General features: G+C 53.9%; 22 protein-coding genes and 1 riboswitch. Of the genes, 10 read left to right on the forward strand and 12 right to left on the reverse strand.

Annotation, left to right across the window (positions count from 1 at the left end):
* The first annotated feature begins 91 nt into the window (after positions 1 to 91).
* The 6 genes from hemP to TH19_RS17900 all read left to right on the forward strand — a co-directional run bounded on the left by hemP (position 92) and on the right by TH19_RS17900 (position 6,350).
* Positions 92 to 259, forward strand: a complete 168-nt coding sequence (gene hemP, locus TH19_RS17875; RefSeq protein ID WP_114103793.1) for a hemin uptake protein HemP — start codon at positions 92 to 94, stop codon at positions 257 to 259.
* A 121-nt stretch (positions 260 to 380) separates the two neighbouring features.
* The gene (locus TH19_RS17880) at positions 381 to 2,450 is read left to right on the forward strand and encodes a TonB-dependent hemoglobin/transferrin/lactoferrin family receptor (protein ID WP_114103729.1); all 2,070 of its coding nucleotides are present in this window, start codon (positions 381 to 383) and stop codon (positions 2,448 to 2,450) included.
* 62 nt (positions 2,451 to 2,512) lie between these two features.
* Complete coding sequence (locus tag TH19_RS17885; protein ID WP_114103794.1) at positions 2,513 to 3,586, forward strand: hemin-degrading factor; 1,074 nt, start codon at positions 2,513 to 2,515, stop codon at positions 3,584 to 3,586.
* A 3-nt stretch (positions 3,587 to 3,589) separates the two neighbouring features.
* A complete protein-coding gene (locus tag TH19_RS17890) occupies positions 3,590 to 4,447 on the forward strand; it encodes a heme/hemin ABC transporter substrate-binding protein (protein WP_181846468.1) in 858 nt (285 codons plus the stop codon).
* A gap of 5 nt (positions 4,448 to 4,452) precedes the next feature.
* Positions 4,453 to 5,529, forward strand: a complete 1,077-nt coding sequence (locus TH19_RS17895; RefSeq protein WP_258548029.1) for a FecCD family ABC transporter permease — start codon at positions 4,453 to 4,455, stop codon at positions 5,527 to 5,529.
* Positions 5,526 to 6,350, forward strand: coding sequence for a heme ABC transporter ATP-binding protein (locus TH19_RS17900; RefSeq protein ID WP_114103731.1), 825 nt, complete (start codon positions 5,526 to 5,528; stop codon positions 6,348 to 6,350). The genes TH19_RS17895 and TH19_RS17900 overlap by 4 nt, the downstream gene beginning before the upstream one ends.
* Positions 6,351 to 6,369: 19 nt before the next feature.
* Here TH19_RS17900 and TH19_RS17905 read toward each other — a convergent pair whose 3' ends face one another.
* Entirely contained in the window at positions 6,370 to 8,076 is a 1,707-nt protein-coding gene (locus TH19_RS17905) for a methyl-accepting chemotaxis protein (protein WP_181846469.1), read from the reverse strand.
* Between the two features lie 204 nt (positions 8,077 to 8,280).
* The gene (gene gcvA / locus TH19_RS17910) at positions 8,281 to 9,195 is read right to left on the reverse strand and encodes a transcriptional regulator GcvA (RefSeq protein ID WP_114103733.1); all 915 of its coding nucleotides are present in this window, start codon (positions 9,193 to 9,195) and stop codon (positions 8,281 to 8,283) included.
* A gap of 281 nt (positions 9,196 to 9,476) precedes the next feature.
* Between gcvA and TH19_RS17915 the strand changes: the two genes are divergently transcribed.
* The 3 genes from TH19_RS17915 (at position 9,477) to amaB (ending at position 13,624) form a co-directional block, all read left to right on the forward strand.
* Positions 9,477 to 10,664 (forward strand): NAD(P)/FAD-dependent oxidoreductase, encoded by a 1,188-nt coding sequence (locus tag TH19_RS17915; RefSeq protein WP_114103734.1) that lies wholly within the window; start codon positions 9,477 to 9,479, stop codon positions 10,662 to 10,664.
* Positions 10,665 to 10,725: 61 nt separating this feature from the next.
* Entirely contained in the window at positions 10,726 to 12,042 is a 1,317-nt protein-coding gene (locus TH19_RS17920) for an aspartate aminotransferase family protein (RefSeq protein WP_114103735.1), read from the forward strand.
* Between the two features lie 82 nt (positions 12,043 to 12,124).
* Positions 12,125 to 13,624, forward strand: a complete 1,500-nt coding sequence (amaB, locus tag TH19_RS17925) for an L-piperidine-6-carboxylate dehydrogenase (RefSeq protein WP_114103736.1) — start codon at positions 12,125 to 12,127, stop codon at positions 13,622 to 13,624.
* A 47-nt stretch (positions 13,625 to 13,671) separates the two neighbouring features.
* Here the strand turns inward: amaB and TH19_RS17930 are convergent, their stop codons facing one another.
* From TH19_RS17930 to TH19_RS17960, 8 genes are all read right to left on the reverse strand, one after another.
* Entirely contained in the window at positions 13,672 to 15,120 is a 1,449-nt protein-coding gene (locus tag TH19_RS17930; RefSeq protein WP_114103737.1) for a P-loop ATPase, Sll1717 family, read from the reverse strand.
* Positions 15,121 to 15,286: 166 nt separating this feature from the next.
* Positions 15,287 to 15,562, reverse strand: coding sequence for a VOC family protein (locus TH19_RS23125; RefSeq protein ID WP_404969492.1), 276 nt, complete (start codon positions 15,560 to 15,562; stop codon positions 15,287 to 15,289).
* Positions 15,563 to 15,694 carry a VOC family protein gene (locus TH19_RS23130; protein ID WP_258548031.1) on the reverse strand — a complete coding sequence of 44 codons (132 nt, stop codon included), beginning with the start codon at positions 15,692 to 15,694 and terminating at the stop codon, positions 15,563 to 15,565.
* A 90-nt stretch (positions 15,695 to 15,784) separates the two neighbouring features.
* Positions 15,785 to 16,390, reverse strand: a complete 606-nt coding sequence (locus TH19_RS17940) for a superoxide dismutase (protein WP_114103738.1) — start codon at positions 16,388 to 16,390, stop codon at positions 15,785 to 15,787.
* Positions 16,391 to 16,668: 278 nt separating this feature from the next.
* Positions 16,669 to 16,974, reverse strand: coding sequence for a hypothetical protein (locus tag TH19_RS17945; RefSeq protein ID WP_114103739.1), 306 nt, complete (start codon positions 16,972 to 16,974; stop codon positions 16,669 to 16,671).
* Positions 16,975 to 17,186: 212 nt separating this feature from the next.
* Positions 17,187 to 17,819: a thiamine phosphate synthase gene (thiE, locus tag TH19_RS17950; protein ID WP_114103740.1), complete on the reverse strand. Its 633-nt coding sequence runs from the start codon at positions 17,817 to 17,819 to the stop codon at positions 17,187 to 17,189.
* A complete protein-coding gene (gene thiM, locus TH19_RS17955) occupies positions 17,816 to 18,625 on the reverse strand; it encodes a hydroxyethylthiazole kinase (RefSeq protein WP_114103741.1) in 810 nt (269 codons plus the stop codon). The genes thiE and thiM overlap by 4 nt, the downstream gene beginning before the upstream one ends.
* Before the next feature lie 75 nt (positions 18,626 to 18,700).
* Positions 18,701 to 18,817, reverse strand: a riboswitch (TPP riboswitch).
* Between the two features lie 129 nt (positions 18,818 to 18,946).
* On the reverse strand, positions 18,947 to 21,307 hold the full coding sequence (locus TH19_RS17960; RefSeq protein ID WP_114103742.1) for a Tex family protein: 2,361 nt from the start codon (positions 21,305 to 21,307) through the stop codon (positions 18,947 to 18,949).
* 246 nt (positions 21,308 to 21,553) lie between these two features.
* On the opposite strand from TH19_RS17960, the gene TH19_RS23270 reads away from it, so the two are divergent.
* The gene (locus TH19_RS23270; RefSeq protein WP_114103743.1) at positions 21,554 to 21,826 is read left to right on the forward strand and encodes a DUF1674 domain-containing protein; all 273 of its coding nucleotides are present in this window, start codon (positions 21,554 to 21,556) and stop codon (positions 21,824 to 21,826) included.
* An 8-nt stretch (positions 21,827 to 21,834) separates the two neighbouring features.
* Here TH19_RS23270 and TH19_RS17970 read toward each other — a convergent pair whose 3' ends face one another.
* Positions 21,835 to 22,146 carry a hypothetical protein gene (locus TH19_RS17970; RefSeq protein WP_220151756.1) on the reverse strand — a complete coding sequence of 104 codons (312 nt, stop codon included), beginning with the start codon at positions 22,144 to 22,146 and terminating at the stop codon, positions 21,835 to 21,837.
* Positions 22,143 to 24,455, reverse strand: a complete 2,313-nt coding sequence (locus TH19_RS17975; protein WP_114103744.1) for an FdhF/YdeP family oxidoreductase — start codon at positions 24,453 to 24,455, stop codon at positions 22,143 to 22,145. The genes TH19_RS17970 and TH19_RS17975 overlap by 4 nt, the downstream gene beginning before the upstream one ends.
* Positions 24,456 to 24,494 lie beyond the last annotated feature (39 nt).

The following is a 24,494-nucleotide window of genomic DNA, read 5'->3' on the forward strand; positions in this document are numbered from 1 at the left end:
ATACAATTACGCAGTTGACTTGCATTCGCAATTAAATATAGGAATGCAACTCATTATCAATATATTCCGTGTTACGACCGAGGAGTTTGCGATGCCTGACATCGCAGCCAGGACTGAAAAGCAAAGCGTTGCGACGCAAGCGAAGCATATTCAGGTCGAAGACCTGATGGGATCTGACCGCGAGGTCATCATTATCCATCAGGGCGACGAATACCGTCTTCGCATGACGTCGAACAACAAGCTTATCCTGACAAAATAAGGCGTCAAATAAACGCCGCACAATCAAATCTGACCAGATTTGCCAGCCAGCGCGCCAGTGCCCCGCACAAGCCAGCCAGCCAGCCGAAATCGGTACCAAAGCTGCCTTACAGGGGAAAATTATGGCTCTCAGCAATTCTGCGCGCCTGCTTTTGGCGACAGTATCCACATTTGCGCTTGGCACTGCGGCCTATGCCCAGGAAGCTGCAAATGCATCTTCAAATGACGTGAAAGATGTTTCAGCGACATCCAATCAACCGGTCCTGATCGCCGAAAACAGCATCGCCCTTGATGCCATCACCATCACTGCCGATAAGCGCCAAACTTCGGTGATTGATGTGCCGGCATCCATTTCGGTTGTGGACGAAGAAGAACTCGAACGCCGCCAGGCTTCGGACCTGAGCGACATCTTGCGCGGAATGCCCGGTGTCGAAATCTATGGCGGCCCGCGCAGCACCGTACAGGAACCGGTCATTCGCGGTTTGACCGGGGACCGCGTGGTCGTGCGGGTAGACGGTGCGCGCGCCAATATGAGTGTCGGCCACAAGGGGCGTTTCTTCTTTGATCCGGAAGTTCTGAAATCGGTCGAAGTTTATCGTGGTGCGGCATCGACCATGCAGGGCACCGGGGCGCTGGGGGGCGTCATTGCGCTAACCACCAAGGATGCCAATGACCTGCTTGATCCGGGGCAGAAAATCGGTGCACGGGTCAAGGTTGGTTATGCATCTGTTGATCATGGACTGACCACCAATGGTATGGCCTATGGCCGTCCGACGGATAACACAGATATTTTGGTCAGCGTTACCCGCGAAAGTACCGGCAATTTTGAATCCGGTGATGGCATAAAGCAGCAATATACCGACGATGATTACATCAGCGGTATGGTCAAAGGCGGGATTGATATCAATGATGCAAGTCGTCTGACCCTGACCGTACAGCGTTACAGTGACGACCATCAGCTCCCGGCCGCCCCGGATAGTGGTTCGGCCGTTAACAGCACCAGTAACTACCTTGTAAATCGCGAAAGTGAGGAATCCTCACTTGTGCTGGGTTACAGCTATCACGACAGCGGCAATGACTGGATTGATGCCAATGTGAGTGCCTATGGCATGCGCACCGATCTTGACGAAAAACGTGTCAGCGACGGCCGCCATGACGAACGCACACTTGATACCATCGGGCTTGATGGCAACAACACGTCGCGGTTTGATCTGGCGGGACGTGAACTGGCGGTGACGATTGGTGGTGAAATCTATCAGGATTCACAGGAAGGCCGTCGTAATGGCGTTGCAGTATCGAACCTGTTCCCTGACGCGGAAATGACCATTTATGGCGTCTATGTCGATAATGCCTTTGCCGTTACCGATGCGCTTGATGTGACCGCAGGTGTCCGGTTTGACTCCTACGACCTGTCGGCCGAAGGACAGCGATCGCGTGAAGACAGCGCAATTTCACCGCGCTTCTCGGCAAGTTATCGGGTGACGTCCTGGATGCAGCCCTATGTCAGCTATGCCGAGGCTTTCCGTGCCCCGGCGATGACTGAAATGTATGCCAGTGGCTATCACTTCCCGGGGAACAACTTTGTTGCCAACCCCGATCTGGAAGCTGAAAAGGCCAAAACATGGGAATTCGGCACAAACTTCAAGTCCGATAACCTTCTGACAGCGGGTGATGCCTTCCGTGCCAAGGTCGCCTATTTCCAAAACGAAATCGAAGATTACATCGAACAGCAGGGCGCGACCGTCGGCAGTTCAGAGACCAAAAGTGTCAACGTGCCCGAAGCTGAAATCAAAGGTTTCGAAGCAGAGCTGAGCTACGACACCGGCATTGTCTTTGCCGGATTGGCAGCATCGCGTTTGCGTGGTGAAAATACCAAAACCGGCGCAAATCTTTCCGATATTCCGGCCGACAAGGTTTCGGTATCGGGCGGATATCGATTTGAAGATTACGGTGTCGAGCTTGGTGGTCGTGCCAATCTGGTTGATCGTTTGACCCGTATCGCATCGGGCAGCGAAGTGCCGGGCTATGCGACCTTTGATCTGTTTGCCAGCTGGGATGCCAGCGAAACCCTGCCGGGTCTGCGGGTAAATGCCGGGATCGATAACATCCTCGATCATAATTATCAGACCGCAGACAACGCGCTTTATGAGCCGGGTCGCAACTTCAAAATTTCCGCAAGCATGAAATTCTAACGCGCCGGGATCAGACGATGCGGGTTCTGCATCGTCTGATCTTTCAGGAGGTACAAAACGCCATGAGTGAAAATAATTTCAAAACACCGCAAGAAGCCTGGGCGGCTTTTTCTGCCGGTGATGCAAAAGGATATGCTGTCGATATCGCAGCCGAGCTTGGCCTGACCGAGGGCGAGCTTGTCGCAGCAGGCATTGGCAAGAATGTCGTGCGTCTTGATGTGGATTGGGGTGACCTGATCAAACGGCTTGAAGAACTTGGCGAGGTCAAAATTCTGACCCGCAACCCGAGTGTGGTGCATGAAAAAATCGGCACATTCGGCAAGGTCAGCATCAATGGCGAGATGGGCCTTGTTCTGAACGGGGATGTGGACCTGCGCCTGTTTTTGGGGCGCTGGGGCCACGGCTTTGCGGTCGAAACCAACACTCCACGCGCAGGTCGCCGCCGTAGCGTGCAGTTCTTCGATCATGAAGGCAAAGCAATCCACAAAATCTTCCTGACCGACAATTCGAACGAAACCGGCTATGACGCGCTGGTTGCCGAGTTCCGCGCAGAGAATCAGGAACCGGGTATCGAAACATTGCCGCCGCTGCCGAAATCGGTCACGCGCAAGGATGAAGATGTCGATGTCGATAATCTTCGTGCTCATTGGCGCAAGATGACCGATGTGCATCAGTTCCACGGATTGCTCAAAGATTTCAATGTCGGACGTCAGCAGGGCATGCGCCTTGTCGGTACCGAGTTTGCCGAACGACTGAGTAACGACTCCCTTAAAACCATGCTGGAATCTGCATCGGAAAGCGGTCTGCCGATTATGGTGTTTGTCGGCAATGCCGGTGCAATCCAGATCCATACAGGTCCGGTCAAAACCATCCGTGAGATGGGCGAATGGATCAATGTTATGGATCCGCGTTTCACCCTGCATCTGCGTATGGACATGATCGCCGAGGCATGGATTGTCCGCAAACCGATCCGTGAAGGGGTGGTGACCACGGTCGAGCTTTATGACGCGGAGCTTAACAACTTTGCGATCTTCTGTGGTGAACGTGCACCCAAGGAGGCCGAAAATCCCGAATGGCAAAAACTGGCAGAAGGTCTGCCGCGGTTTGACGCCAAAGAGCATGTCCTTGCGGAGTAAATGATGCGCGGTCTTTTTGTCCTGCTATTTGCCATTTTCAGTTTTGTTGTTCTTGGTGCAACTGCCTATGCCAATGATCGTCCCGGCCGTGTGATCACGGTCGGGGCGCCGGCGACCGAGATTGTCTTTGCCCTTGGTGCCGGGGACAGCGTCATTGCGACCGATACCACCAGCACCCGGCCAGAAAGCGTCGAAGCCCTGCCAAAAGTTGGCTATATGCGCCAACTGGCATCCGAGGGGATCATCAGCCTGAAGCCCGATCTGATTATCGCGGTCGAGAAATCCGGTCCTGATAATGTTCTCGAAGAGCTGCGCAGTCTTGGCATTCCGATTGTCCGCTTGCCGTCACTGGATGCGATGAAAAACCTGCCCGATGCCATCGCGATTGCTGGTGCGGCCCTTGGCCGTGATGACGCGGCCGATGCCCTGACGCAAAAAGTTCGGGGTGACATCGAAGGACTTCGTCATCTGGCTGAACAGGAACGTCCAAGCATCATGTTTTTGATGGCGGTCGGGCATGGCAAGCCGCTTTCGGCGGGAAGCCATACAACGGCGGCGGAGATCATTGATCTGATTGGTGGCAATAACCCGATGGCAACATTTGACGGCTTCAAGCCGGTTTCTTCGGAAATCATTGCCGCCGATCAATCCGATTATGTTTTGGTGCCGCAATCGACCGTTGATCATTACGGTGGTCTGGATGGTTTGAAAACCGACCCGGTTCTTGGACTGAACAAGGCCGTTTCCAATGGCAAGGTCCTGACGGTGTCGGCATCAACGATCCTTGGCTTTGGTCCGCAATCGGCATCGGAAATTCGGGAAGTCGCACAGTCCCTGCATCAGCAGGAACAGGGTCAATAAAGGCCGTGACGCAATTCGATACATTGCGTGCGCGGTTCCCAGTGTTGAACCGGCCGGTGGCGGTTCTTGTTCTTTTGATGCTGGCGCTGGTCGTGGTGACTGTCATCTCGCTTGGGACCGGCGGTGCACAAATTGCGATGGGGGATGTGATCGGACATCTTGCCCATCGCATCGGCATTTCCGGTACGGGCATTGATACATTTGATGCCCGTGTGCTGGATACGCTGCGCTTGCCGCGTATTGTTCGTGCCATTGTGATTGGTGGCGGCCTTGGTCTTGCCGGGGCAGTGATGCAAAGCCTGTTTCGCAATCCGATTGCCGATCCCGGTATTATCGGGGTTTCGGCCAGTGCGGCATTGGGGGCGGTGGCAATGATTGTTGCCGGTCATGTCATTCTGGGCAGTTTCTATGTGGTAGTCGGGCCTTATGGGGTGCCGGTCGCAGCATTTGCGGGCGCGGTCATTGCAACGGCCTTTATCCGCATTTTATCGCGTCAGGACGGGCAGACCGATGCCGCCATCATGTTGCTGATCGGGGTTGCGATCAATGCCATGGCTTTTGCCGGTGTGGGGGTCTTTACCTATATGGCCGATGATGCCCAGCTGCGCAGTCTGACATTCTGGCAGATGGGTGTACTTGCCGGAAACGGGCCGACCGATATGCCCGCGATGATCATTATGGCGTTGGGTATTGCCTATCTTCTGACACTTGGCACGCCGCTTAATCTATTTTTACTGGGCGAAGCCGAAGCACGTCATCTTGGTGTCGAGGTCGAACATCTTAAACGTCGGGCCACAGTGGCGGTTGCCCTTGTGGTCGGGGCGGCGGTGGCCGTTTCAGGCATTATCGGGTTTGTCGGGCTGGTTGCACCGCATCTGGTGCGTCTGGTGACCGGCCCGGACAATCGATATGTCTTGCCGGCATCGGCAATTTGCGGGGCGATTATGCTGACCGGGGCGGACGCGGTGGCGCGGATTATTGTGCTTCCGGCCGAGCTGCCAATTGGCTTGGTGACCGGGATTGTCGGCGGGCCGTTTTTCCTAGGATTGTTGATGCGTGAAAAGAAAAGGCGTCGCCTATGAGCTTGGTGGCACAGGACGTTGGGTTTCAGGCGCGGGGCCGGTATTTGTTGCGGGGTATTTCCCTGACATTGAAGCCGGGCGAAGTTCTTGCCGTTCTGGGTCCCAACGGGGCGGGGAAATCGACGCTGCTTCGGGTTCTGGCCGGTGAATATCGGGCGACAACCGGATCAATTCGCCAGAATGGACAGGATATTTCGGGGATGGCGGCGCTGGATTTGGCGCGATCGCGTGCGGTTATGCCGCAAGCCGCATCCATGACCTTTCCGTTCGCAGTGCGCGATGTGGTGGCCTTGGGGCGGGCGCCATTTCGCAAGGTTTCAACCAGACAATTTGATCAGAAACTGGTCGCCCGGGCGATCAAGCTTGCCGATATCGAACATCTTGCAGATCGGGCCTATCCCGCGCTTTCGGGTGGGGAAAAGCAACGTGTTCATCTGGCGCGTGCGCTTGTGCAGGTCTGGGGCATGGATGGTTGGGAACGGCGCGCAACGACCGTCGGGGCTGAGAAGGACAAGGAACGGTTCTTGCTGCTTGATGAACCGACAGCGGGTCTTGATGTTTCCCACCAACATGCGTTGCTTGCCGTTGCCCGGCGTGAAGCGCATCAAAACAATGTCGGCGTCCTGATGATCTTGCATGATTTCAATCAGGTAACGGCTTATGCCGACCGGGTGATCATTTTGCAAAGTGGTGAAACGGTCGCGCAAGGGGCGGTGGATGACGTCATGCGCCCTGATCTGCTTTCCACCGTTTTCAAAAGCCCGATCCGCGCCATCCCCGATCCGAATGGGGGTAGCGTTCTGGTCAGTCAGGCTGTTTGATCGGCGTAGAAGGCGGCAATCAGGTGGGTTTGGCCATCATCTTTGCGGCTTCATCTGCCAGTTGCTTTAAGGCTGCCAGAACACCGATTGTTGCAGTTTCCATCTGGGAAAAGGCTGCTTCGGCGGCGGCGCTATCCTTGCGTGCGCAGGCATCAAGGGCCGCATGGGCGGCTTTGTGCTGGGCCTGATGGGGGCTGCGGACGGCTTCAAATGCCGGCAGATGGCGGAACGGTTTGCTGGCATCACTGTTGTACCATTTGCCAAACCGGCAGGTATCGGCTGCTCCGATGTCGACTTGTCCGGGATTGGACAGACCGGCAAGCGTTTCGGCCACTGCCTTGAAATAAACCGCATGTTCGGCCCGGGCACTTCGGATGGTGCGATTTGGGATGTCATAACGAACCAGTTCGGAAACCTGCTGTTCGATCAGTTGTTCGACTTCACCCACTGTGGCAATGGCCGATTTGATGGCACTAACTTGTCCGCCGGTCTGATTGGCAATGCCGGTGATGCCGGTACGCACCGCATCGGTTGCCCGGTTTTGTTCATCAAGGATATTGGAAATATCGGCGATACGGCGCGTGGTGTCTTCCATTTTGATGCCGATTTCGCCGATGTCGCGGGCGACTTCACCCATGACTTCCTGTCCGCGTGAAACTGCTTCTGTTCCCGAATTCATGGCATCGACAATGCCCTGTGTTTCATCCTGAAGATTGGCGATGCGGGTGCGGATTTCCTCGGTCGCACGGGCGGTTTGCTGACTAAGCGCCTTGACCTCGTTGGCGACAACGGCAAAGCCTTTGCCAGCTTCGCCTGCACGGGCGGCTTCAATCGTGGCATTCAGCGCCAGAAGATTGGTTTCAGACGCAATGGCTTCGATGGATTGGACAATCTCGCCGATCTTTGCTGATGCCTCGGCCAGAACATCGACCCGGCGTGATGCATCCGCAACCGCATGGGCGATGGCGTTCATGCTGTCGACCGCACCATTGACGGTTTCCTGTCCGCTGCGGGTGACGTTAATTGCATCTTCGGCATTATCGGCAGCAATTCGGCCATTTTCGGCAATGTGACTGATGCCCGATACCATTTGATCGACCGCGGCGGAAATGGACTGGGCCTGTCGGTCGACATCGCCAATCACATTCATCATCCGGGCATTTGAAATCGCACTTTCATTGATGGCGACGGACAAATCCATTGTGCGATCAAGCTGCTGATCGGCAAAGGCGTTTTCGGACGCCTTGTGGCGGGTTTCCGCATTGGCATCGCAATAGGCGGTCAGGGTCAGTTCGATATCAAGCAACATGACGGATGTCAGTGCGGTGACGACCCTGGCAGCATCACCGGCCCGCCAGCGGAATTTGGTGATGATGGTTTCAATCAGCTTGTCGGTAACAGCGTTATAGGCCGCGATATAAAGTTTGGGCGTGATGCCAAATTCATCGTGCCGTTTGCCGATGGCAATCGACTGACGGACAAAATCGTCATCAATCTTGCCGTCAAACAGCTTTTGCCAGTGGGCTTGCAGGGCTGACGTCAGTTCGCGAAGCGCGGTGTCGGAAAGGGCGGGCTGGTCCGGACCGGATTTCCCGGCGATGATTTCATAAAAGATTTTGGCGCGGTTGGCCGATCCGTCATGAATGTCCTTTGATGCCTTGCGCAGATGGCCAAAGGTTTCTGGCAAGACATCATACCGGTCCAATCGGTCTTCAAGTAACGACACAGGTCGAATTCCCTTTTCCCATCCCCGGCCAGTTTGCCGGGATACTCCCGCACATGCAGTTGACTGCATTTTTCTGTTTCGAGGTGTTTCCCTTTGTGGGTTTTGGCCCCGAATGCGCAAACTTTAGGGATCGGTGGTTCAATCGGCAATCAATTTTCTGATCTCAAGAATAGTATTATGGTTTTGCTGTTTCAGGTGCCGGGATCAGCCGGGACGCTCTTCCTGTTCGGTTTTGCAGGTCGCAATCAGCCAGTCGCGAAATGCCCGGACCGCAAAGTTGTTTTCCTTTTCCTTGGGATAAACAACGTAATAGGCGTGCTGATTGGGGATCGACACATCAAAGGGGGCGACCAGACGTCCGCTTTCAAGTTCTTCACGCACCAGAAATTCCGGCAACAGGGCCAAGCCAAGCCCGGCAACGGCAGCCTGGATTACCATGTGGAAATGCTCAAACCGTGGTCCGGCAAGTTCGTCGACCACGGCAACGCCGGTTGCGGCCAGCCAGTCTTGCCAGGCACGCGGACGGGTGGAATGTTGCAAAAGCGTGCAGTTGCGCACCCTTTCGCGCGCAATCGGCAGATCGTCATTTTCCTTCAGCAATTTCGGTGCACAGACCGCAATCAGGGTTTCCCCCATCAGGCGGTGAAACACACAGCCGGGCAGATTGTCGTCCCCGAAATGGATGGCGATATCGATGCCTTCGCGGTCGAAATTGAACTCGCGGGTCTGGGTGATCAGATTAAGCTGGATATCTGGCCAGGTTGCCTTGAAATCCCCAAGGCGCGGCACAAGCCAGCGCGCACCGAATGTCGGCAAAGTCCCGACATTCAACATCCCGCCCGCATCGGAATAGGCCATGACCTGTAGGGTGGCGGCCTCTGCCCGATCCAGAAGATCGCGAACCTGCGCGGCATAGGCTTCGCCTGCGGCGGTCAGTTTCAACCGCTTTTTCACCCGGCGAAACAGATCGCGCCCCAGATATTCCTCCAGCGTTCTGATCTGGCGGCTGATTGCGCTTTGCGTGACGTTAAGTTCCTCTGCCGCCCGGGTAAAGGACAGATGACGGGCCGAACTTTCAAAGAATTGCAAGGCCGTCAGGGACGGCAGGAAGCGACGCATGGGGAATCCAGTTCATAACAAAATGGAATGATATGGTGCGAATATATCGTTTGTTTGCTGTGCAGCCAAGGCGTAACGTTTTAAACGGTTCCAAGCCTCCTCGCGCCACCAGATGTAGCGTTCAGGCCAAAAGCCATCGCGCTGGAATGTGATCAGTTTGTACTGTTTCGGAAGGATGTCTCCCCGTTCCGGACCGGGATCGTATCCAGCGCACAAAACATAAAATGACCGGGATAATGACGGCCAAAAGGCTTCAACAATTTATCGGGTAGAAGGCGAGAATGGGTTCTGTTGACGCAAATTATGATGTGATCATTGTGGGTGGGGCGGTTATTGGTAGCTCCATCGCATGGCATTTGACCGGCCGCGATGATTTCAAGGGCCGGGTTCTGGTGGTTGAAAAAGATCCCAATTACGAATTCTGTTCGACGGCCCTTTCGGCGGCATCGATCCGTCAGCAATTCTCGACACCTGTGAATATCGAAATGTCGGCCTATGGCATCGATTTCCTGCGCAATCTGAAGCGTGATCTTGATCCCGAAGTCGACATTGCCCTGCATGAAAAGGGTTATCTGATTCTGGCCACCGATCAGGGCCGCGATATCCTGAAACAGAACCACGCAACCCAGACCGAGTTTGGTGCTGATATCGTCTGGATGGAACCTGATGAACTGGCTGCCAAATATCCGTGGATGAATACATCTGATCTGTCTGCGGGTTGCTGGGGCCGCACGGGCGAGGGCTGGTTTGATGCCTATTCCCTGATGCAGTCTTTCCGCAAACAGGCGCGCAATCGCGGTGCTGACTATATCGACGGCGAAGTCGTCGAGGTTACCCGCGAAGGTGATCAGATTACTGGTGTTGTCCTCAAAGACGGGCGTCGGTTTGGTTGTGGCACCCTGATCAATGCGGCCGGGACCGGCGGGTCCAAGGTTGCGAAAATGGCAGGTCTTGAAATCCCGGTCGAACCGCGCAAACGCTGCATCTTTGTCTTCAATTGCCGCGATGCTGCCGATATTACCGCAAGCTGCCCGATGCTGATCGATCCAAGCGGGCTTTATGTCCGTCCCGAAGGCGAATTCTTTATCACCGGGATTGCCCCGCCCAAGGATCGTGACCCGGAATGCTGGGACTTCGAAGTGGATCACAGCCTGTTTGACGACATCATCTGGCCGGGACTTTACGAACGGTGCGAACGGTTCGAGGCAATCAAGGTCGTCAATGCCTGGGCGGGTCACTATTCCTATAACCTGCTTGATCAGAACGCGATCCTTGGCCGCCATACCGATGTGAAGAACTTTGTCTTTGCCAATGGTTTCTCGGGCCACGGATTGCAGCAAAGCCCGGCTGTCGGGCGCGGGATCGCCGAACTTGTCACCACGGGTGGCTATCAGACCCTTGATCTTTCGGTGTTCGGTTACGAGCGCATCCGGGACAATTCCCCGGTCCTAGAACTGAATGTCATTTAATTCGATTTCGTAACGATAAAGCGAAATCAATATGTTAAACCAATTGTCGGAGCAGGCCCCAATGCCCCGTGATGATGCCAACAAAACTGCTGAAACTCTCGGCGCTTCCATTCGTGACCGTCAGACCGTCTCGGTTTCGAACGGGGTGCGCAATGTGCATCCGGTCTATCTTGACCGGGCACTGAATGCCGAAGCATGGGATAGCGAAGGCAATCGCTATATCGATTTCGTCGGCGGGATCGGTGTGTTGACGATCGGCCATCGCAACCCGGTTGTGATGGATCGCGTGATCGCCCAGTGTGACCGTTTTACCCATAGCTGCTTTAACGCGCTGCCCCATGAACCCTATGTCGCGGTGACTGACTGGTTGGCGGAAAACTGCCCGATTGAAGGTCCGGCAAAATCAATGCTGACCAATTCCGGGGCCGAGGCGATGGAAAATGCCCTGAAACTGGCCCGTGCCTTTACCGGCCGTACCGGGGTGATTGCATTCGAAGGCGCCTTTCATGGCAGAACCCTTGCGACCCTGGCACTGACCGGGAAAACCAAACCCTATAAGACCGGCCTTGGGCCGCTTCCGGGGCCGGTTTGGCATTTGCCATATCCTTGCCCGGAAACCGGTGTATCGGTCGCAGATGCAATGGCAGCCATCGACAAGCTGTTTGCGGTATCTGCCGATCCGAAATCGGTCGGTGCAATCGTCATCGAGCCGGTTCAGGGCGAGGGCGGTTTCCGTGCCTGCGACGGTGAATTCCTTGTCGCGTTGCGTCGCCTTTGTGATGAAAACGGCATGGTTCTGATTGCCGATGAAATCCAGTCGGGCTTTGCACGCACCGGCAAGATGTTTGCCGTCGAACACGCCGGTGTGTCGCCCGATATCCTTGTCATGGGCAAGGGGATCGGCGGTGGCTTTCCGCTTGGTGCGATTACCGGGGCCGAGGATGTCATGCATGCGCTGGCACCCGGTGGCCTTGGCGGGACCTATTCGGGCAATCCTGTCGCCTGTGCGGCGGCAACCGGTGTGTTCGAGGTTCTGGAAAAAGACAACATTCTGGGTCGTGCCAAGCAGCTTGGCGAAAAATATGCGACCCATATTGCATGGTTGCGTGATCTGCCCGGCGGGCACGTTATCGGCAATATGCGTGGAATTGGCGCCATGCGCGCCTTTGAACTGATTGCAGATGACGGCAAACCGTCGCCGGCACGTCTGCAATGCCTGTTGCAACTGGCTCGTGAAAACGGGCTATTGTTAATGCCAAGTGGTGAACACGCCAATGTGGTGCGCCTGTTGGCACCTTTGACCATTCCGTTTGATCAGGTTGATGAGGCCTTTGCCATCATCGCCAAACTTCTGCCCAAAGTGGCGCAAGTCGCATAGATCGTGAAACAGTTATTCATGGAATGGCTGGGGAATGGCCGGTGATACGCACCGGAAAGTTTTAAAAGAAGGGAGTTTTACTGTGAGTTTCAAATCCATCCTGACCGAAATCGGTCTGACCGAGGCAGAGATCACCAACGGTACGCTTAAAGTTCAGACCCCGGTTGACGGGTCCGAAATTGCGGTTGTTGCCGAAACCGATCCGGCCGAGATGACCGACATCATCAGCAATGCCAAAAAGGCATTCGGTGAATGGCGTCAGGTTCCGGGTCCGCGCCGCGGTGAGCTGGCCCGTCTTCTGGGCGAAGAACTGCGCGCTGCCAAAGAACCGTTGGGTCGTCTGGTATCGCTTGAATGCGGCAAGATCTATCAGGAAGGTCTCGGCGAAGTTCAGGAAATGATCGATATCTGTGATTTCGCAGTCGGTCTTTCGCGCCAGCTTTATGGTCTGACCATCGCGTCCGAACGTCCGGGTCACAAAATGATGGAAACCTGGCATCCGCTGGGTGTTGTTGGCGTGATTTCCGCGTTCAACTTCCCGGTTGCTGTCTGGTCCTGGAACACCGCCCTTGCCCTGGTTTGCGGTAACTCCGTGATCTGGAAACCGTCGGAAAAGACCCCGCTGACCGCTCTTGCCTGCCAGAAAATCTTTGAAAAGGCATTGGCGAAATTCGGTGATGCGCCAGAAGGTCTGCATCAGATCGTGATCGGTGATCGCAAGATCGGCGAAGCCATGACCGACAGCCATGACGTGGCACTGGTCTCGGCAACCGGTTCGACCCGTATGGGCCGCGAAGTTGCCCCGCGTGTTGCCGAACGTTTTGGCCGCACCATTCTGGAACTTGGTGGCAACAACGCCATGATCGTGACCCCGTCGGCCGATCTTGATATGACCGTTCGTGCGGTTGTGTTCTCGGCTGTTGGCACCTGTGGTCAGCGTTGCACCTCGCTTCGTCGCCTGATCGTCCATAAAGACGTCAAGGATCAGCTCCTTCCGAAAATCATTGCAGCTTACAAGTCGGTCAAAATCGGTGATCCGCTTGCCGATGGCACCCTTGTTGGTCCGCTGATTGATGAAGACAGCTTCAACAACATGCAGACCGCCCTTGCCAATGCCAAGAAAGATGGTGGCGTTGTTCATGGTGGCGAACGTGCGCTGGAATCCGAATATCCGAACGCCTTCTATGTTACCCCGTCGGTTGTTGAAATGCCGGGTCAGACCGACACCGTGCGCAACGAGACCTTTGCACCGATCTTGTATGTGATGACCTATGAAACCCTTGAAGAAGCCATCGCGCTTCAGAACGGCGTTCCGCAAGGGTTGTCTTCGTGCATCTTCTCGACCGATGTGCGTGAAACCGAACTGTTCCTGTCGGCTGTCGGTTCCGATTGCGGTATTGCCAACGTCAATATCGGCCCGTCGGGTGCAGAAATCGGCGGCGCGTTCGGCGGCGAGAAAGAAACCGGCGGCGGTCGTGAATCCGGTTCGGACGCCTGGAAAGGTTACATGCGTCGTGCAACCAACACGATCAACTATTCCCGCGAGCTGCCGCTGGCTCAGGGTATCAAGTTTGATATCTGAGGTGTGGAGATGCGAAAAAAAGGGGGGGAGTATGCTCCCCTTCCTGCCTACCTTAATTCTCTTCCGGCAAGTCGTAGAGCCCGCCAAAGTCCTCTGTGGAGCAATATTTTTTTATTTCGTTCGAACGCAGAATATTTGTTTCGGTATTTGAACTTGAAGAAAGATTTGCCATTTATAATTTCAACATTCCCTAATGCACTGCATTGATACAGTGTGTAAAGTATGTCTATGCACTCATCGTCTGAGATGATTCCGGTCGATCGTGTAATTTCCAAGAGTTCATCAAGTTTGAATTCACGCTGTCCCAACTTTGACAATGCATCAATAAGTTCTTCAATCTGGTTGCTGGAAGCATATCCGAATAGTTCGTCTTTTATTTCAGGGACGAAATAGTCTTCGGAATAATGTCTGATGGCATCGTATATTTCATCTCGCGTAGGGTTGTCCCCTTTGGTTTGATCTTGAATATAGTTTAGCAATGTCAAGAAATCTCTTGGCGTGTGGCGCGTAGTGTCGAGAAGAAATTCTTCGGGACTTTTGTGTCCACTTCCCAGAGAAGTAGGGAAAAATTCTTTAAATACATCAACTTCTCTGTCTAGACTGATTTTGGCTCTTAAATTTGCAGCTTCAATTAGTTTTGAGTTCTCGTAATCTCCGGGTTCTACATACCAATCAAATTGATAAGAAAAACCTTGTTTTATTTTGTTTTTATTGGCTCCGTGAAATCTTTCAAATAAATCCGTTCGACAAAGTACAATAATCTTAATATTTTTATTGTTTTTCTTGAATGATAGGTTGAGTTTCTCGCATTGATAAACAAGCATTCCTAGTGATTGATATTGTGCTTCCCTTTTTGTTAAAATATCGTCCATCCCATCTATAAATATTGTATGACTTCCATCAAATTTAGTTTCATTAATTGTCTTTAATATAAAGTCATTTAGAGATGGTATTTCTGATATTTCGTTTAGTTCATAAGATGTTTCGTATCCACCAATATTGTTGTTTGATAACTTAAATGTTTTCTTTGCAAGTTTTTTGGTTATCTGATCAATCGTAGCTGTTGAGGGTATTCCGCTTTGGCTCAAATAATTCAGTATAGATGATATTCCATCTTTATTTTTTACTGATTCATTTTCATTTAAAGAGTCAAGAATTTTTATTCCTATAATAATAGACCAAGCAATTGGCAACTTCGATTCTGGTTCAATATCGCCTTTGACAATGCGATTTATTAAAGTGTATGGAAAATTCCCAAGATTAATAATAGTTGAAAACTCATCGTATTTTTCGCGGGAAATTAGCTCGTGGCGAAATGCCAGTGAAGATTTTCCTGATCCTTTGTATCCAAGAACTAAAAACTCTGGAGATCCTTTGGCTAAGGAATCTATGTTTCGTATGTCAACGTAGCCGCTCACGAGAAGTTCAGGATAAAAGCTCTCTTCTTTCTCTGCGTTGTTAGCGCCAAATTTAATTCGTTTGAAGCTGCTAACCATTTCACATTATCTCCAGCCGTAAATAAGCATCATGCATTTCTTAGCTTAGTTCATTGTGTAAAAATCAATCAATAGTAGTTTTATGGTTTGAGATAAAAGGTAAATATGGAAGCTCATTAGTTCGATAAACATTTTAAGGTTTAAAAATACAGTTTCCTGAAATTTTTCATTGCAATGAAAAATCAACGCGATAAACGATATGCAGCTTGTTGCCATCGGGATCGCGCAAATAAGCGCCGTAATAGCCGTCGCCATAATGCGGTCGTTCACCGGGTTCCCCTTCATCAAGACCGCCATTTTCCATACCTGCCTGATAGGCTAAATCGACCGCATCCGTGGACGGTGCAAGGAAAGCTACCATGTTGCCGTTGCCAGCGGATGCTGCCTGCTTGTTGAACGGCTCATAGACATAAAAACGCGGCAGTTGCTGATTGGGGATAATCTAGCAAAGGGCTTTCGGGCCGCCATCTGCGGTGACAGGGCGTTCGACCAGTCCGATGGGTATCAGGACGGCATTATAGAATTTCCGGGCACGGGCAATGTCGGATGTGCCGACGGTAACGTGACTGAACATCTTTGGGGCTCCGGGCTTTGGTGGTGGCGAACAAAAAAAAGCGGCCCTGTTGGACCGCTTTTCTTTAATTTCGTCTCAAAGCAGGGCTGATTAGCCAGCTTTGGAGAAGCGCTCTGCGACATATTCCCAGTTAACCAGGCTGTCGAGGAAGGCTTTGACATAGTCCGGGCGCGCGTTGCGGTAATCGATGTAGTAGGAGTGTTCCCAAACATCGCAACCGAGCAGCGGGGTCTGACCGTGAACAAGCGGGTTTTCCGCGTTCGGGGTCTTGGTGACAACCAGTTTGCCGGATTTGTCGAGTGCCAGCCAGCACCAGCCCGAACCGAACTGGGTGACGCCAGCCTGAATGAAGGCTTCTTTGAAAGCTTCAACAGAGCCGAAATCTTCGACGATTTTCTTTTCCAGTTCACCCGGAATGGCACCGCCGCCATTGCCTTTCATCATCTGCCAGAACTCGATGTGGTTCCAGTGCTGGGCAGCGTTGTTGAACAGGCCGGCTTTGGAAGCGTCGCCATAGGAAGCAACAACGATTTCTTCAAGCGACTTGCCTTCAAGGCCCGAACCTTCGAGCAGCTTGTTGCCGTTCACAACATAGGCGTTGTGGTGTTTGTCATGGTGAAACTCAAGAGTTTCAGACGACATGACCGGCGCAAGCGCGTCATATGCATACGGAAGTGCTGGGAGTTCAAATGCCATGATACAGTTCCTCGACTTTCATTATTGGTCTGTGCGGTAACGCAACATATCCCTTTTTGGGCCCGGGGTGAAAGTGAAAATCCCGTGCAACCTGTTGGAAACCTTTGTTGCAGGGCTGGTTTTCCCGGGCAGGACGGATGCCTCTGGGCCTTTATCTAGGTTGAAGGGCCGTTTATGCAATGCGCGGTCGGGCATTATCCATTTGCCCGACCCTGATGATTGAACATTCTGGGCTTCAAAACGTTCCCGGGACTCGCCAAAAAACGGGAATTGGGCAGCTATTCCTTATAAAGCCCGCTGCGATGTTCGATATCGGTGCCATTACGAATCATGACATTGTAATCCCCGCGGGGCAGGGCCGAGATATCAAGCTTGCACGGGAAAGAATAACAATCCCGGTCAAGCGCAATGGTGCCGTCCTGATGGGTCAGAATGACCTCACCAGCGGGCTTTTCGGAGCTGATAGTTACACTGTCAGTCGTTGGTTTCGGGGCAATCCGGATGGCTGCCACGGCCGCGGTTGTTCCGGTCAGGATACAGATCAGGGCGATGGCGACCGGTTTGCTGCGCATAGATTTCAACATGATATCCCTCGCGCTTCTGTGCATCGATCTCATGGAAACAAGATGCACCCCGAAGCCGGAGAATTAGCGGCGCAATTGAGGCATTTCCGTGCGGTTTCCTGCATGGGGCGGGGGGCAGCCATGCAACAGCCCAAAAACAAGCCCCGCCAAATCCGGGAAGATCAGGCGGGGCTGCAAGGCAAGATCAAAGGTAATGCGCTGATATTGCTAGGCTATTTAAGTGCGGAAATGGCATCTGCGATGTTGCGGGTGGCAGCTTCGGGGTCGGGTTGACCACAAATCGCCGACACAACGGCAAGTCCGTTGGAACCAGCATGAAAGACCGGGGCCACATGTTCTTTTTTTAATCCGCCAATTGCAACCGATGGTAAATCGTTGATTTGCACAAGGTGGGCAAGGCCATCAAATCCGATGGCAGGTTTGTGGCCGGGTTTGGTTTCTGTGGCAAAGACCGGGCCGATCCCGACATAATCAACGATGGCCGGGTCGACCTTGCGGGCAACTGTTTCATCCTCAATCGAAAGACCGATGATCTTGTCGCGTCCCAATCGTTCGCGGGCAGCGGCAGAGGGTAGGTCGTCCTGCCCGACATGCAGGCCATGTGCGCCGATGGCAATCGCTGCGTCGATGTCATCATTTACAATAAGCGGGACTCCGGTTCCGGCCATGGTATCCATCAATTCACGACCGATACGAATAAGGCCTTCTGTCCCGGCGCGTTTATCGCGCAATTGAACGATGGTTGCCCCGCCGGCAATTGCCGCCATTGCGGTTTCAACCATCGAATGGGTGCGACAAAGATCGGGATCAAGAACCAGATAAAGCGACAGATCAAAGGATTTCATAGGGCCTCGATACGGGCATTCTGGTGAAAGGTTGCCGCATCGAGATTATGCAGCCCGTCAACAAAGGCGGTCATAAAGGATGCAGGGCCGTTGGCCGAATTTGCGGCAATTCCGCCTGCAACCGCAAAGTTGGTCAGTGCGGCCACCGTGGCCTCGAACGCCTGATCCCTGGCGATCGCGCAATAAGCACCGACCAGGGCAGTCAAGGCACATCCCATGGCGGTGATTTTCGGCATCAGGGGTGAACCACCGGCAATGCGAACACTGCGCGTTCCGTCCGTTACAAAGTCAACTTCGCCTGTGACGGCAACAACCACCTTCTGGCTGGTAGCCAGGCTGCGTGCGGCTTCTTCGGCCTGTTCGACGGGATCGCCACTGTCAACGCCCTGACCGGCACTTTGTCCCCCGGCAAGGGCGATGATCTCGGATGCGTTGCCGCGAATAACGGTCGGGTTCAGTTCCAGCAATTTTGCGATCACGTCGCGGCGATAGCCGGTGGCAAAATGGGCAACCGGATCAAGAACCCATGGTTTGCTCGCATCATTTGCCGATTTGGCGGCGGCAATCATGCCTTCGACCCAATGGGGTGACAGGGTGCCGATATTGACCGTCAGGGCACCGGCAATTGCGGCAAATTCACCGGATTCTTCGGGGGTATGGACCATTGCCGGGGATGCACCAGCCGCCAAAAGGACATTGGCGGCATAATTCATCGCGACAAAATTGGTGATGCAATGCACGAGGGGATTGGTCGCGCGCATTGTTTCAAACAGGTCCGTGGCCGTTTTGGAAAGGTCGGTCGTCATATCGAGGCTCCAATGCATCGTATCATGTGCGTTTGGAGACCCAGTTCGAAGTCGGAAAGATGGAGAACGCGAACAGAACCGCGTTCACACCGTCCCTACGCCAGTATGAACTGGATCAGGTTCAACGGGTCACTGCGCCGGTTGCCCTCGGCAGTTTCTCAGCCCCCTGACGGGGCTCCCCTTGGTGAAGGCACAAGATGGGTTTTAAACCGCTTCCTGTCAATTCATCCTGTTGGTCATGGCGTGATCGGGATCAGAATGAAAAACGGCGGGGCAGCTTGCGCCGTCCCGCCGTTTGAAAATGGTGTTGGTTAATCGCGATTACTTGCGACGTTCCATCGCGGCCTTAAGGGCGGCTGCCATTGCGCCACCATCACCGCCGGAATTACCCCCGGCATTGCCGCGATTGCCGCCGCCCGATGAATGTTGCGGACGCCCGCCCTGACCGCCACGCGGGGCTGAAGTACCGCGATTATCAGAACGTTTTTCACGCACGCCTTCATAATCGGGGGCCGATTTCATCGACAGGCCGATACGTTTGCGCGGTGCGTCGACTTCCATGACCGTGACCGAAACGATCTGACCGGCCTTGACCACCTGACGGGGGTCTTCAACGAATTTGTCCGCCAGTTGCGAGATATGGACAAGGCCATCCTGATGGACGCCGATATCGACAAATGCCCCGAAATTGGTGACGTTGGTCACCGTGCCTTCAAGCTTCATGCCGGTACGAAGGTCTTTGATTTCATTCACGCCTTCGGCAAATTTCGCGGTCTTGAATTCCGGGCGCGGGTCACGGCCGGGTTTATCAAGTTCGGCGATGATGTCGCGGATGGTCGGGACACCAAATGTCTCGTCGGCGAAATCTTCGGGACGCAGCGTTTTGATAAAGGCCGAGTCGCCGATCAGGCTTGCCAGTGGTTTGGAAGCCTTGGCACTGATCTTTTCAACCAGCGGATAGGCTTCGGGGTGAACGGCCGATGCATCAAGCGGGTTCTGGGCGCCGCGAATACGCAAGAAGCCTGCGCACTGCTCAAACGCCTTTGGTCCAAGACGTTCAACCTTTTTAAGGTCGGCACGGGACTGGAACGCACCGTTTGAGTCGCGATAGCCGACAATATTGCGGGCCAGTGTTTCGGTCAGACCGGCAACTCGGGTCAAAAGCGGGATCGATGCGGTATTCAGGTCAACACCAACGCCGTTCACGCAATCCTCGACCACGGCATCAAGAGAACGGGCCAGTTTGGTTTCCGAAACATCGTGCTGATACTGACCAACACCGATGGATTTCGGTTCGATCTTTACCAGTTCCGCTAGCGGGTCCTGTAATCGACGGGCAATTGATGCTGCCCCACGCAGCGACACATCAAGATCAGGGAATTCTTCAGCCGCGAATTGCGATGCCGAATAAACCGATGCGCCGGCTTCGTTGACGATGACCTTGGTGGCCTTAAGGGCCGGGAAACGTTTCAAAAGCTGACCGGCAAGATCATCGGTCTCGCGCGAGAAGGTGCCATTGCCAATCGCAATCAGTTCGATCTTGTGACGGGCGGCAAGGGCTGCAAGGGTATTAAGCGCCCCTTCAACGTCATTGCGCGGCTGGAACGGGTAAACCGTTGCGGTATCGACCAGCTTGCCGGTGGCATCGACAACCGCGACCTTAACACCGGTACGAACCCCCGGATCAAGACCCATGGTGGCCTTTTGACCGGCTGGTGCGGCCAGCAACAGGTCCTTGAGGTTATCGGCAAAGACCTTGATCGCGCCTTCTTCGGCGCTGTCGCGAAGGGTGCCAAACAGATCAAGCTCGATCGACAGCGACAGTTTGACGCGCCAGGTCCAGCGCACGGTATCAACCAGCCACTTGTCTGCTGCACGGCCCTTATCTGCAATACCGACATGGGCAGCGATCATGATTTCCGCCCGGCCTTGCTGATTGCGCGGACGGTCTTCGTCTTCTTTGCCAAGGGTCAGCTTAAGCTGAAGGATATCCTCGTTGCGACCCCGGAAAAGGGCGAGTGCGCGGTGCGACGGGCAGGTTTTGATTTTTTCGGAATGTTCGAAATAGTCCGAGAACTTTGCGCCCTCGGCCTGTTTGCCGTCGACGACGGATGCGGTGATCTCGCCTTCGTTCCAAAGATGGTTACGCAGTTTGGCAACCAGATCGGCATCCTCGGCAAAGCGTTCCATCAGGATCTGACGGGCGCCATCAAGGGCGGCTTTGGTATCTTCGACACCCTTTTCGGCATCAACGAATTTGGCGGCTTCGGTTTCCGGGTCAAGGGTCGGATCGCTATACAGGCTGTCAGCGAGTGGTTCCAGACCAGCTTCGCGGGCGATCTGGGCCTTGGTGCGACGCTTTTTCTTATAAGGCAGATAAAGGTCTTCAAGTCGGGTCTTGGTATCTGCTTCGTTGATCTGTGCTTCAAGCTCGGGCGTAAGTTTTTCCTGCTCGCGGATGCTTTCAAGCACCGATGCCCGACGTTCTTCAAGCTCGGTCAGGTAGCGAAGGCGTTCTTCCAGCGTGCGCAATTGGGTGTCATCAAGCCCACCGGTCTTTTCTTTGCGGTAACGGGCGATAAACGGAACGGTAGAGCCCTCATTAAGCATTTCGATGGTGGCAATGACCTGTTCCGGACGAACCGAAAGTTCTTCGGCGATACGCTGGGGAATTGGACGCATGGTTTCTCCTTATTTTGCTCGTCTGCCTGAAATAGCGGCTTTGGGCCCCCACGGAAAGAGTCTGTTTTCCCCAAATTTTTGACAAAGCCGGGATCGGGATTCAGTGTTTGATTCCAAAGGCCTGAAATCCCATGCGTTTTGCGCGGTTCGGCCGTGTCGGGGCAAAGCTTGCGGGCGCTGGCCGATGACGTTATTTCTTTGGCAAATGTGAATTTGCGGGCAACGTGCCCAAGCAGGAGAATTCGGATGGCCGGAAAATTCCGCGAGACCGTCATTCATAATGTCGAACCCAAAGAAAAAGCCGAACCGCAGTCAGATGCGGTAACGCCAACTGAAACCGATGAAATTGCCGGTGCCGATGCGGCGCCGCAATTGTCGCAAGATGCGATCAATGCATTGGCCGAGGCAAAGGCATTTAAAGAAGCCGCTGCCAAGGCCCGCGAAATCGGCGGACCCAAAGGCCCCGAACCAACCCGTTTTGGCGATTGGGAAAACAAGGGCCGCTGTATCGATTTTTAAGATCGACCTTATATGTCGGTTATCGGTGTTGGCTGATAATGCGTGCGTAATGTGCGGGTGTCGCGTTTTGTCTGGGTCACAAGTCCGGTTGCCTGCATCAGTGCATTAAGCTCGCGCAGAACGATGGCGTGCGCTATTCCGAACAGTCGGGCGAATGTTTTACTGTCACAGGCGATATCCTGTCGTGCGGCGACCAGAATGGCACCCTGAACCGGACTAAGTTCCGGGTTGCCGACCAATGTGCGTTCGACCAGATGCAGAAAATGTTCTGCATCTGGTGCGTCATCTTTGCCCGAATGATTTTGTGCCGGGTTCCTCACGCGGATTTTTCCGTGCGAAAGGACACCATCACTGATTTGGATGTTGGTGTGTCGCTTTGATCACCGGCACTGCCAAGCGGCACCAGAACGTTCAGTTCCGGGTAATAGCCCGCCACACTGCCGCGCGGAATGTCATAGGACACAAACCGGAAATCATCGGCAATCCGTTCGATCCCGTCATCATATTCACACATCACATCAACACGGTCGCCTGATTTGGCATCAAGCATCGCCAGATCATCGGGATGAATGAAGATAACCTTGCGTTCGCCGTAAACCCCGCGATAACGGTCATCAAGGCCGTAAACGGTGGTGTTGTATTGATCGTGTGACCGGAATGTCTGCAAGGCAAATTGCGATTTGCCACCATCGGTTTTCTGGTTCTGACGGGCCTGTTGATGAACTGTCAGACGGGGCAGCGCGGTATTGGCAAATGTTGCCTTGCCGCTTGGCGTGTTCCATTCCCGGTGGGCGGCATCATTGCGCAGGTGGAAACCCCGCGGTTTGCGAAGGCGCGTGTTGTAATCGGCAAAGCCCGGAATGGTTGCTTCGATATGGCTGCGGATGCGTTCGTAATCATCGGCAAGGCTGGCCCAGGATACGATATTGCTTCCAACTGTTGCCTCGGCAATGCCGGCGATAATCGCCACCTCGGACAGAAGATGCGGCGATGCCGGGCGGTTAATACCCGCCGATCCGTGAACCATGCTCATTGAATCTTCGACACTGACCACCTGTGACTGACCCTGGGAATTAAGGTCAATCTCGGTCCGGCCCAGACAGGGCAGGATAAAGGAAGTCTCACCGGGCATCAGATGCGAATGGTTGGGCTTGGTTGCGATATTGACCGTAAGACGAAGGCTTTTCATCGCCTTCTCGACAAGGGCGCTGTCGGGGGTTGCACGGGCAAAATTCCCGCCCAACCCGATAAAGGCCTTGGCACTGCCATCCAGCATCGCACCGATGGCGGCCAGAACATTATGACCGTGCCTGCGGGGAACCGTGAAACCGAATTCCTTTTCCAAGGCATCAAGGAAGGCATCGGACGGTTTTTCATTGATACCGACCGTACGGTCACCCTGCACATTTGAATGTCCGCGCACCGGGCACAAACCGGCACCCGGTTTGCCAATATTGCCGCGCAGGAACATGAAATTGGCTATTTCACGAATGGTCGGCACCGAATGAAGATGCTGGGTAATGCCCATCGCCCAGGTGCAAATGACGCGTTCAGCAGACAAATATACTGCTGCCGCCTGTTCGATTTCGGGGCGGCTCAGACCTGACTGGTCTTCGATTTCAGACCAGCTTGTGGCATCAACCGCGGTCCGGTAGTCATTCAGACCATCGCAATGTTCATTTAGAAATGCGTGATCAAGAACGGATGGTTCGCCCTTGGCGATGGCTGCGTCATCTGCGGCAAATATTGCTTTGCTCATACCCCGGACGGCGGCCATATCTCCGCCCAGACAGGGCTGGAAATAATGGCTGGCGATTTCGGTTGAACCGCCATGCAGCATTTCAAGTTTGTCCTGCGGGTCGGAAAAGCGTTCAAGCCCGCGTTCTTTGATCGGGTTAAAGACCACGATCTTGGCGCCACGCATTGCCGCCCGGCGCAAATCGCCCAGCATGCGCGGATGATTGGTGCCCGGATTTTGTCCAAGGACGAAAATGGCATCGGCCTTTTCAAAATCCTCTAGAAGGACCGTACCTTTTCCCACACCGATGGCCTGCCGCAAGCCGACGCCGCTTGCTTCGTGGCACATGTTTGAACAATCAGGGAAATTGTTGGTACCAAAGATGCGAACAAAAAGCTGATAAAGATACGCTGCTTCGTTGCTGGCGCGACCGGATGTGTAAAACTCGGCCTGATCGGGGGTGTCCAATCCTTTGAGGATGTCCCCAATCTCGGCAAAGGCGTCTTCCCATGCGACCGGCTGATAGGTGTCACTTTGGCGGTCATAGCGCATCGGATGGGTGATGCGACCGTTCAGTTCCAGCTCGTAATCACTCAGCTTGCTTAGTTCGGTTACGGTATGCTTGGCAAAGAATGCCGGTGTCGCCCGTTTCTCGGTTGCTTCCCAGGAGACGGCTTTGACGCCGTTTTCGCAGAACTCAAAGGATGATCCGTGTTCGGGATCACCCCAAGCACAACCAGGGCAATCAAAACCGTCAGGCTGATTGGCCTTAAGCATCGTGCGCGCACCGGTCAGGGGGCTGCCGCTTTGCAACAATTGCTTGCCGCAACTTTTCAGCGCACCCCAGCCACCCGCGGCCGATGATTTTTTTCCGATAAATATCTCGTTCATGCGGGCATCTATTTGCCAGATCGGAAATTAGGTCAAGTA

The organism is Thalassospira profundimaris (assembly GCF_003326675.1).
GTDB classification, from domain to species: Bacteria; Pseudomonadota; Alphaproteobacteria; order Rhodospirillales; family Thalassospiraceae; genus Thalassospira; species Thalassospira aquimaris.

Bases quoted from the DNA above. Each gene is read 5' to 3' on its own strand.
- hemP (WP_114103793.1), top strand. From the start codon at position 92: ATGCCTGACATCGCAGCCAGGACTGAAAAGCAAAGCGTTGCGACGCAA.
- TH19_RS17880 (WP_114103729.1), top strand. From the start codon at position 381: ATGGCTCTCAGCAATTCTGCGCGCCTGCTTTTGGCGACAGTATCCACA.
- TH19_RS17885 (WP_114103794.1), top strand. From the start codon at position 2,513: ATGAGTGAAAATAATTTCAAAACACCGCAAGAAGCCTGGGCGGCTTTT.
- TH19_RS17890 (WP_181846468.1), top strand. From the start codon at position 3,590: ATGCGCGGTCTTTTTGTCCTGCTATTTGCCATTTTCAGTTTTGTTGTT.
- TH19_RS17900 (WP_114103731.1), top strand. From the start codon at position 5,526: ATGAGCTTGGTGGCACAGGACGTTGGGTTTCAGGCGCGGGGCCGGTAT.
- gcvA (WP_114103733.1), bottom strand. From the start codon at position 9,195: ATGCGTCGCTTCCTGCCGTCCCTGACGGCCTTGCAATTCTTTGAAAGT.
- TH19_RS17915 (WP_114103734.1), top strand. From the start codon at position 9,477: ATGGGTTCTGTTGACGCAAATTATGATGTGATCATTGTGGGTGGGGCG.
- TH19_RS17920 (WP_114103735.1), top strand. From the start codon at position 10,726: ATGCCCCGTGATGATGCCAACAAAACTGCTGAAACTCTCGGCGCTTCC.
- TH19_RS17930 (WP_114103737.1), bottom strand. From the start codon at position 15,120: ATGGTTAGCAGCTTCAAACGAATTAAATTTGGCGCTAACAACGCAGAG.
- TH19_RS23130 (WP_258548031.1), bottom strand. From the start codon at position 15,694: ATGTTCAGTCACGTTACCGTCGGCACATCCGACATTGCCCGTGCCCGG.
- TH19_RS17940 (WP_114103738.1), bottom strand. From the start codon at position 16,390: ATGGCATTTGAACTCCCAGCACTTCCGTATGCATATGACGCGCTTGCG.
- TH19_RS17945 (WP_114103739.1), bottom strand. From the start codon at position 16,974: ATGTTGAAATCTATGCGCAGCAAACCGGTCGCCATCGCCCTGATCTGT.
- thiE (WP_114103740.1), bottom strand. From the start codon at position 17,819: ATGAAATCCTTTGATCTGTCGCTTTATCTGGTTCTTGATCCCGATCTT.
- thiM (WP_114103741.1), bottom strand. From the start codon at position 18,625: ATGACGACCGACCTTTCCAAAACGGCCACGGACCTGTTTGAAACAATG.
- TH19_RS17960 (WP_114103742.1), bottom strand. From the start codon at position 21,307: ATGCGTCCAATTCCCCAGCGTATCGCCGAAGAACTTTCGGTTCGTCCG.
- TH19_RS23270 (WP_114103743.1), top strand. From the start codon at position 21,554: ATGGCCGGAAAATTCCGCGAGACCGTCATTCATAATGTCGAACCCAAA.
- TH19_RS17975 (WP_114103744.1), bottom strand. From the start codon at position 24,455: ATGAACGAGATATTTATCGGAAAAAAATCATCGGCCGCGGGTGGCTGG.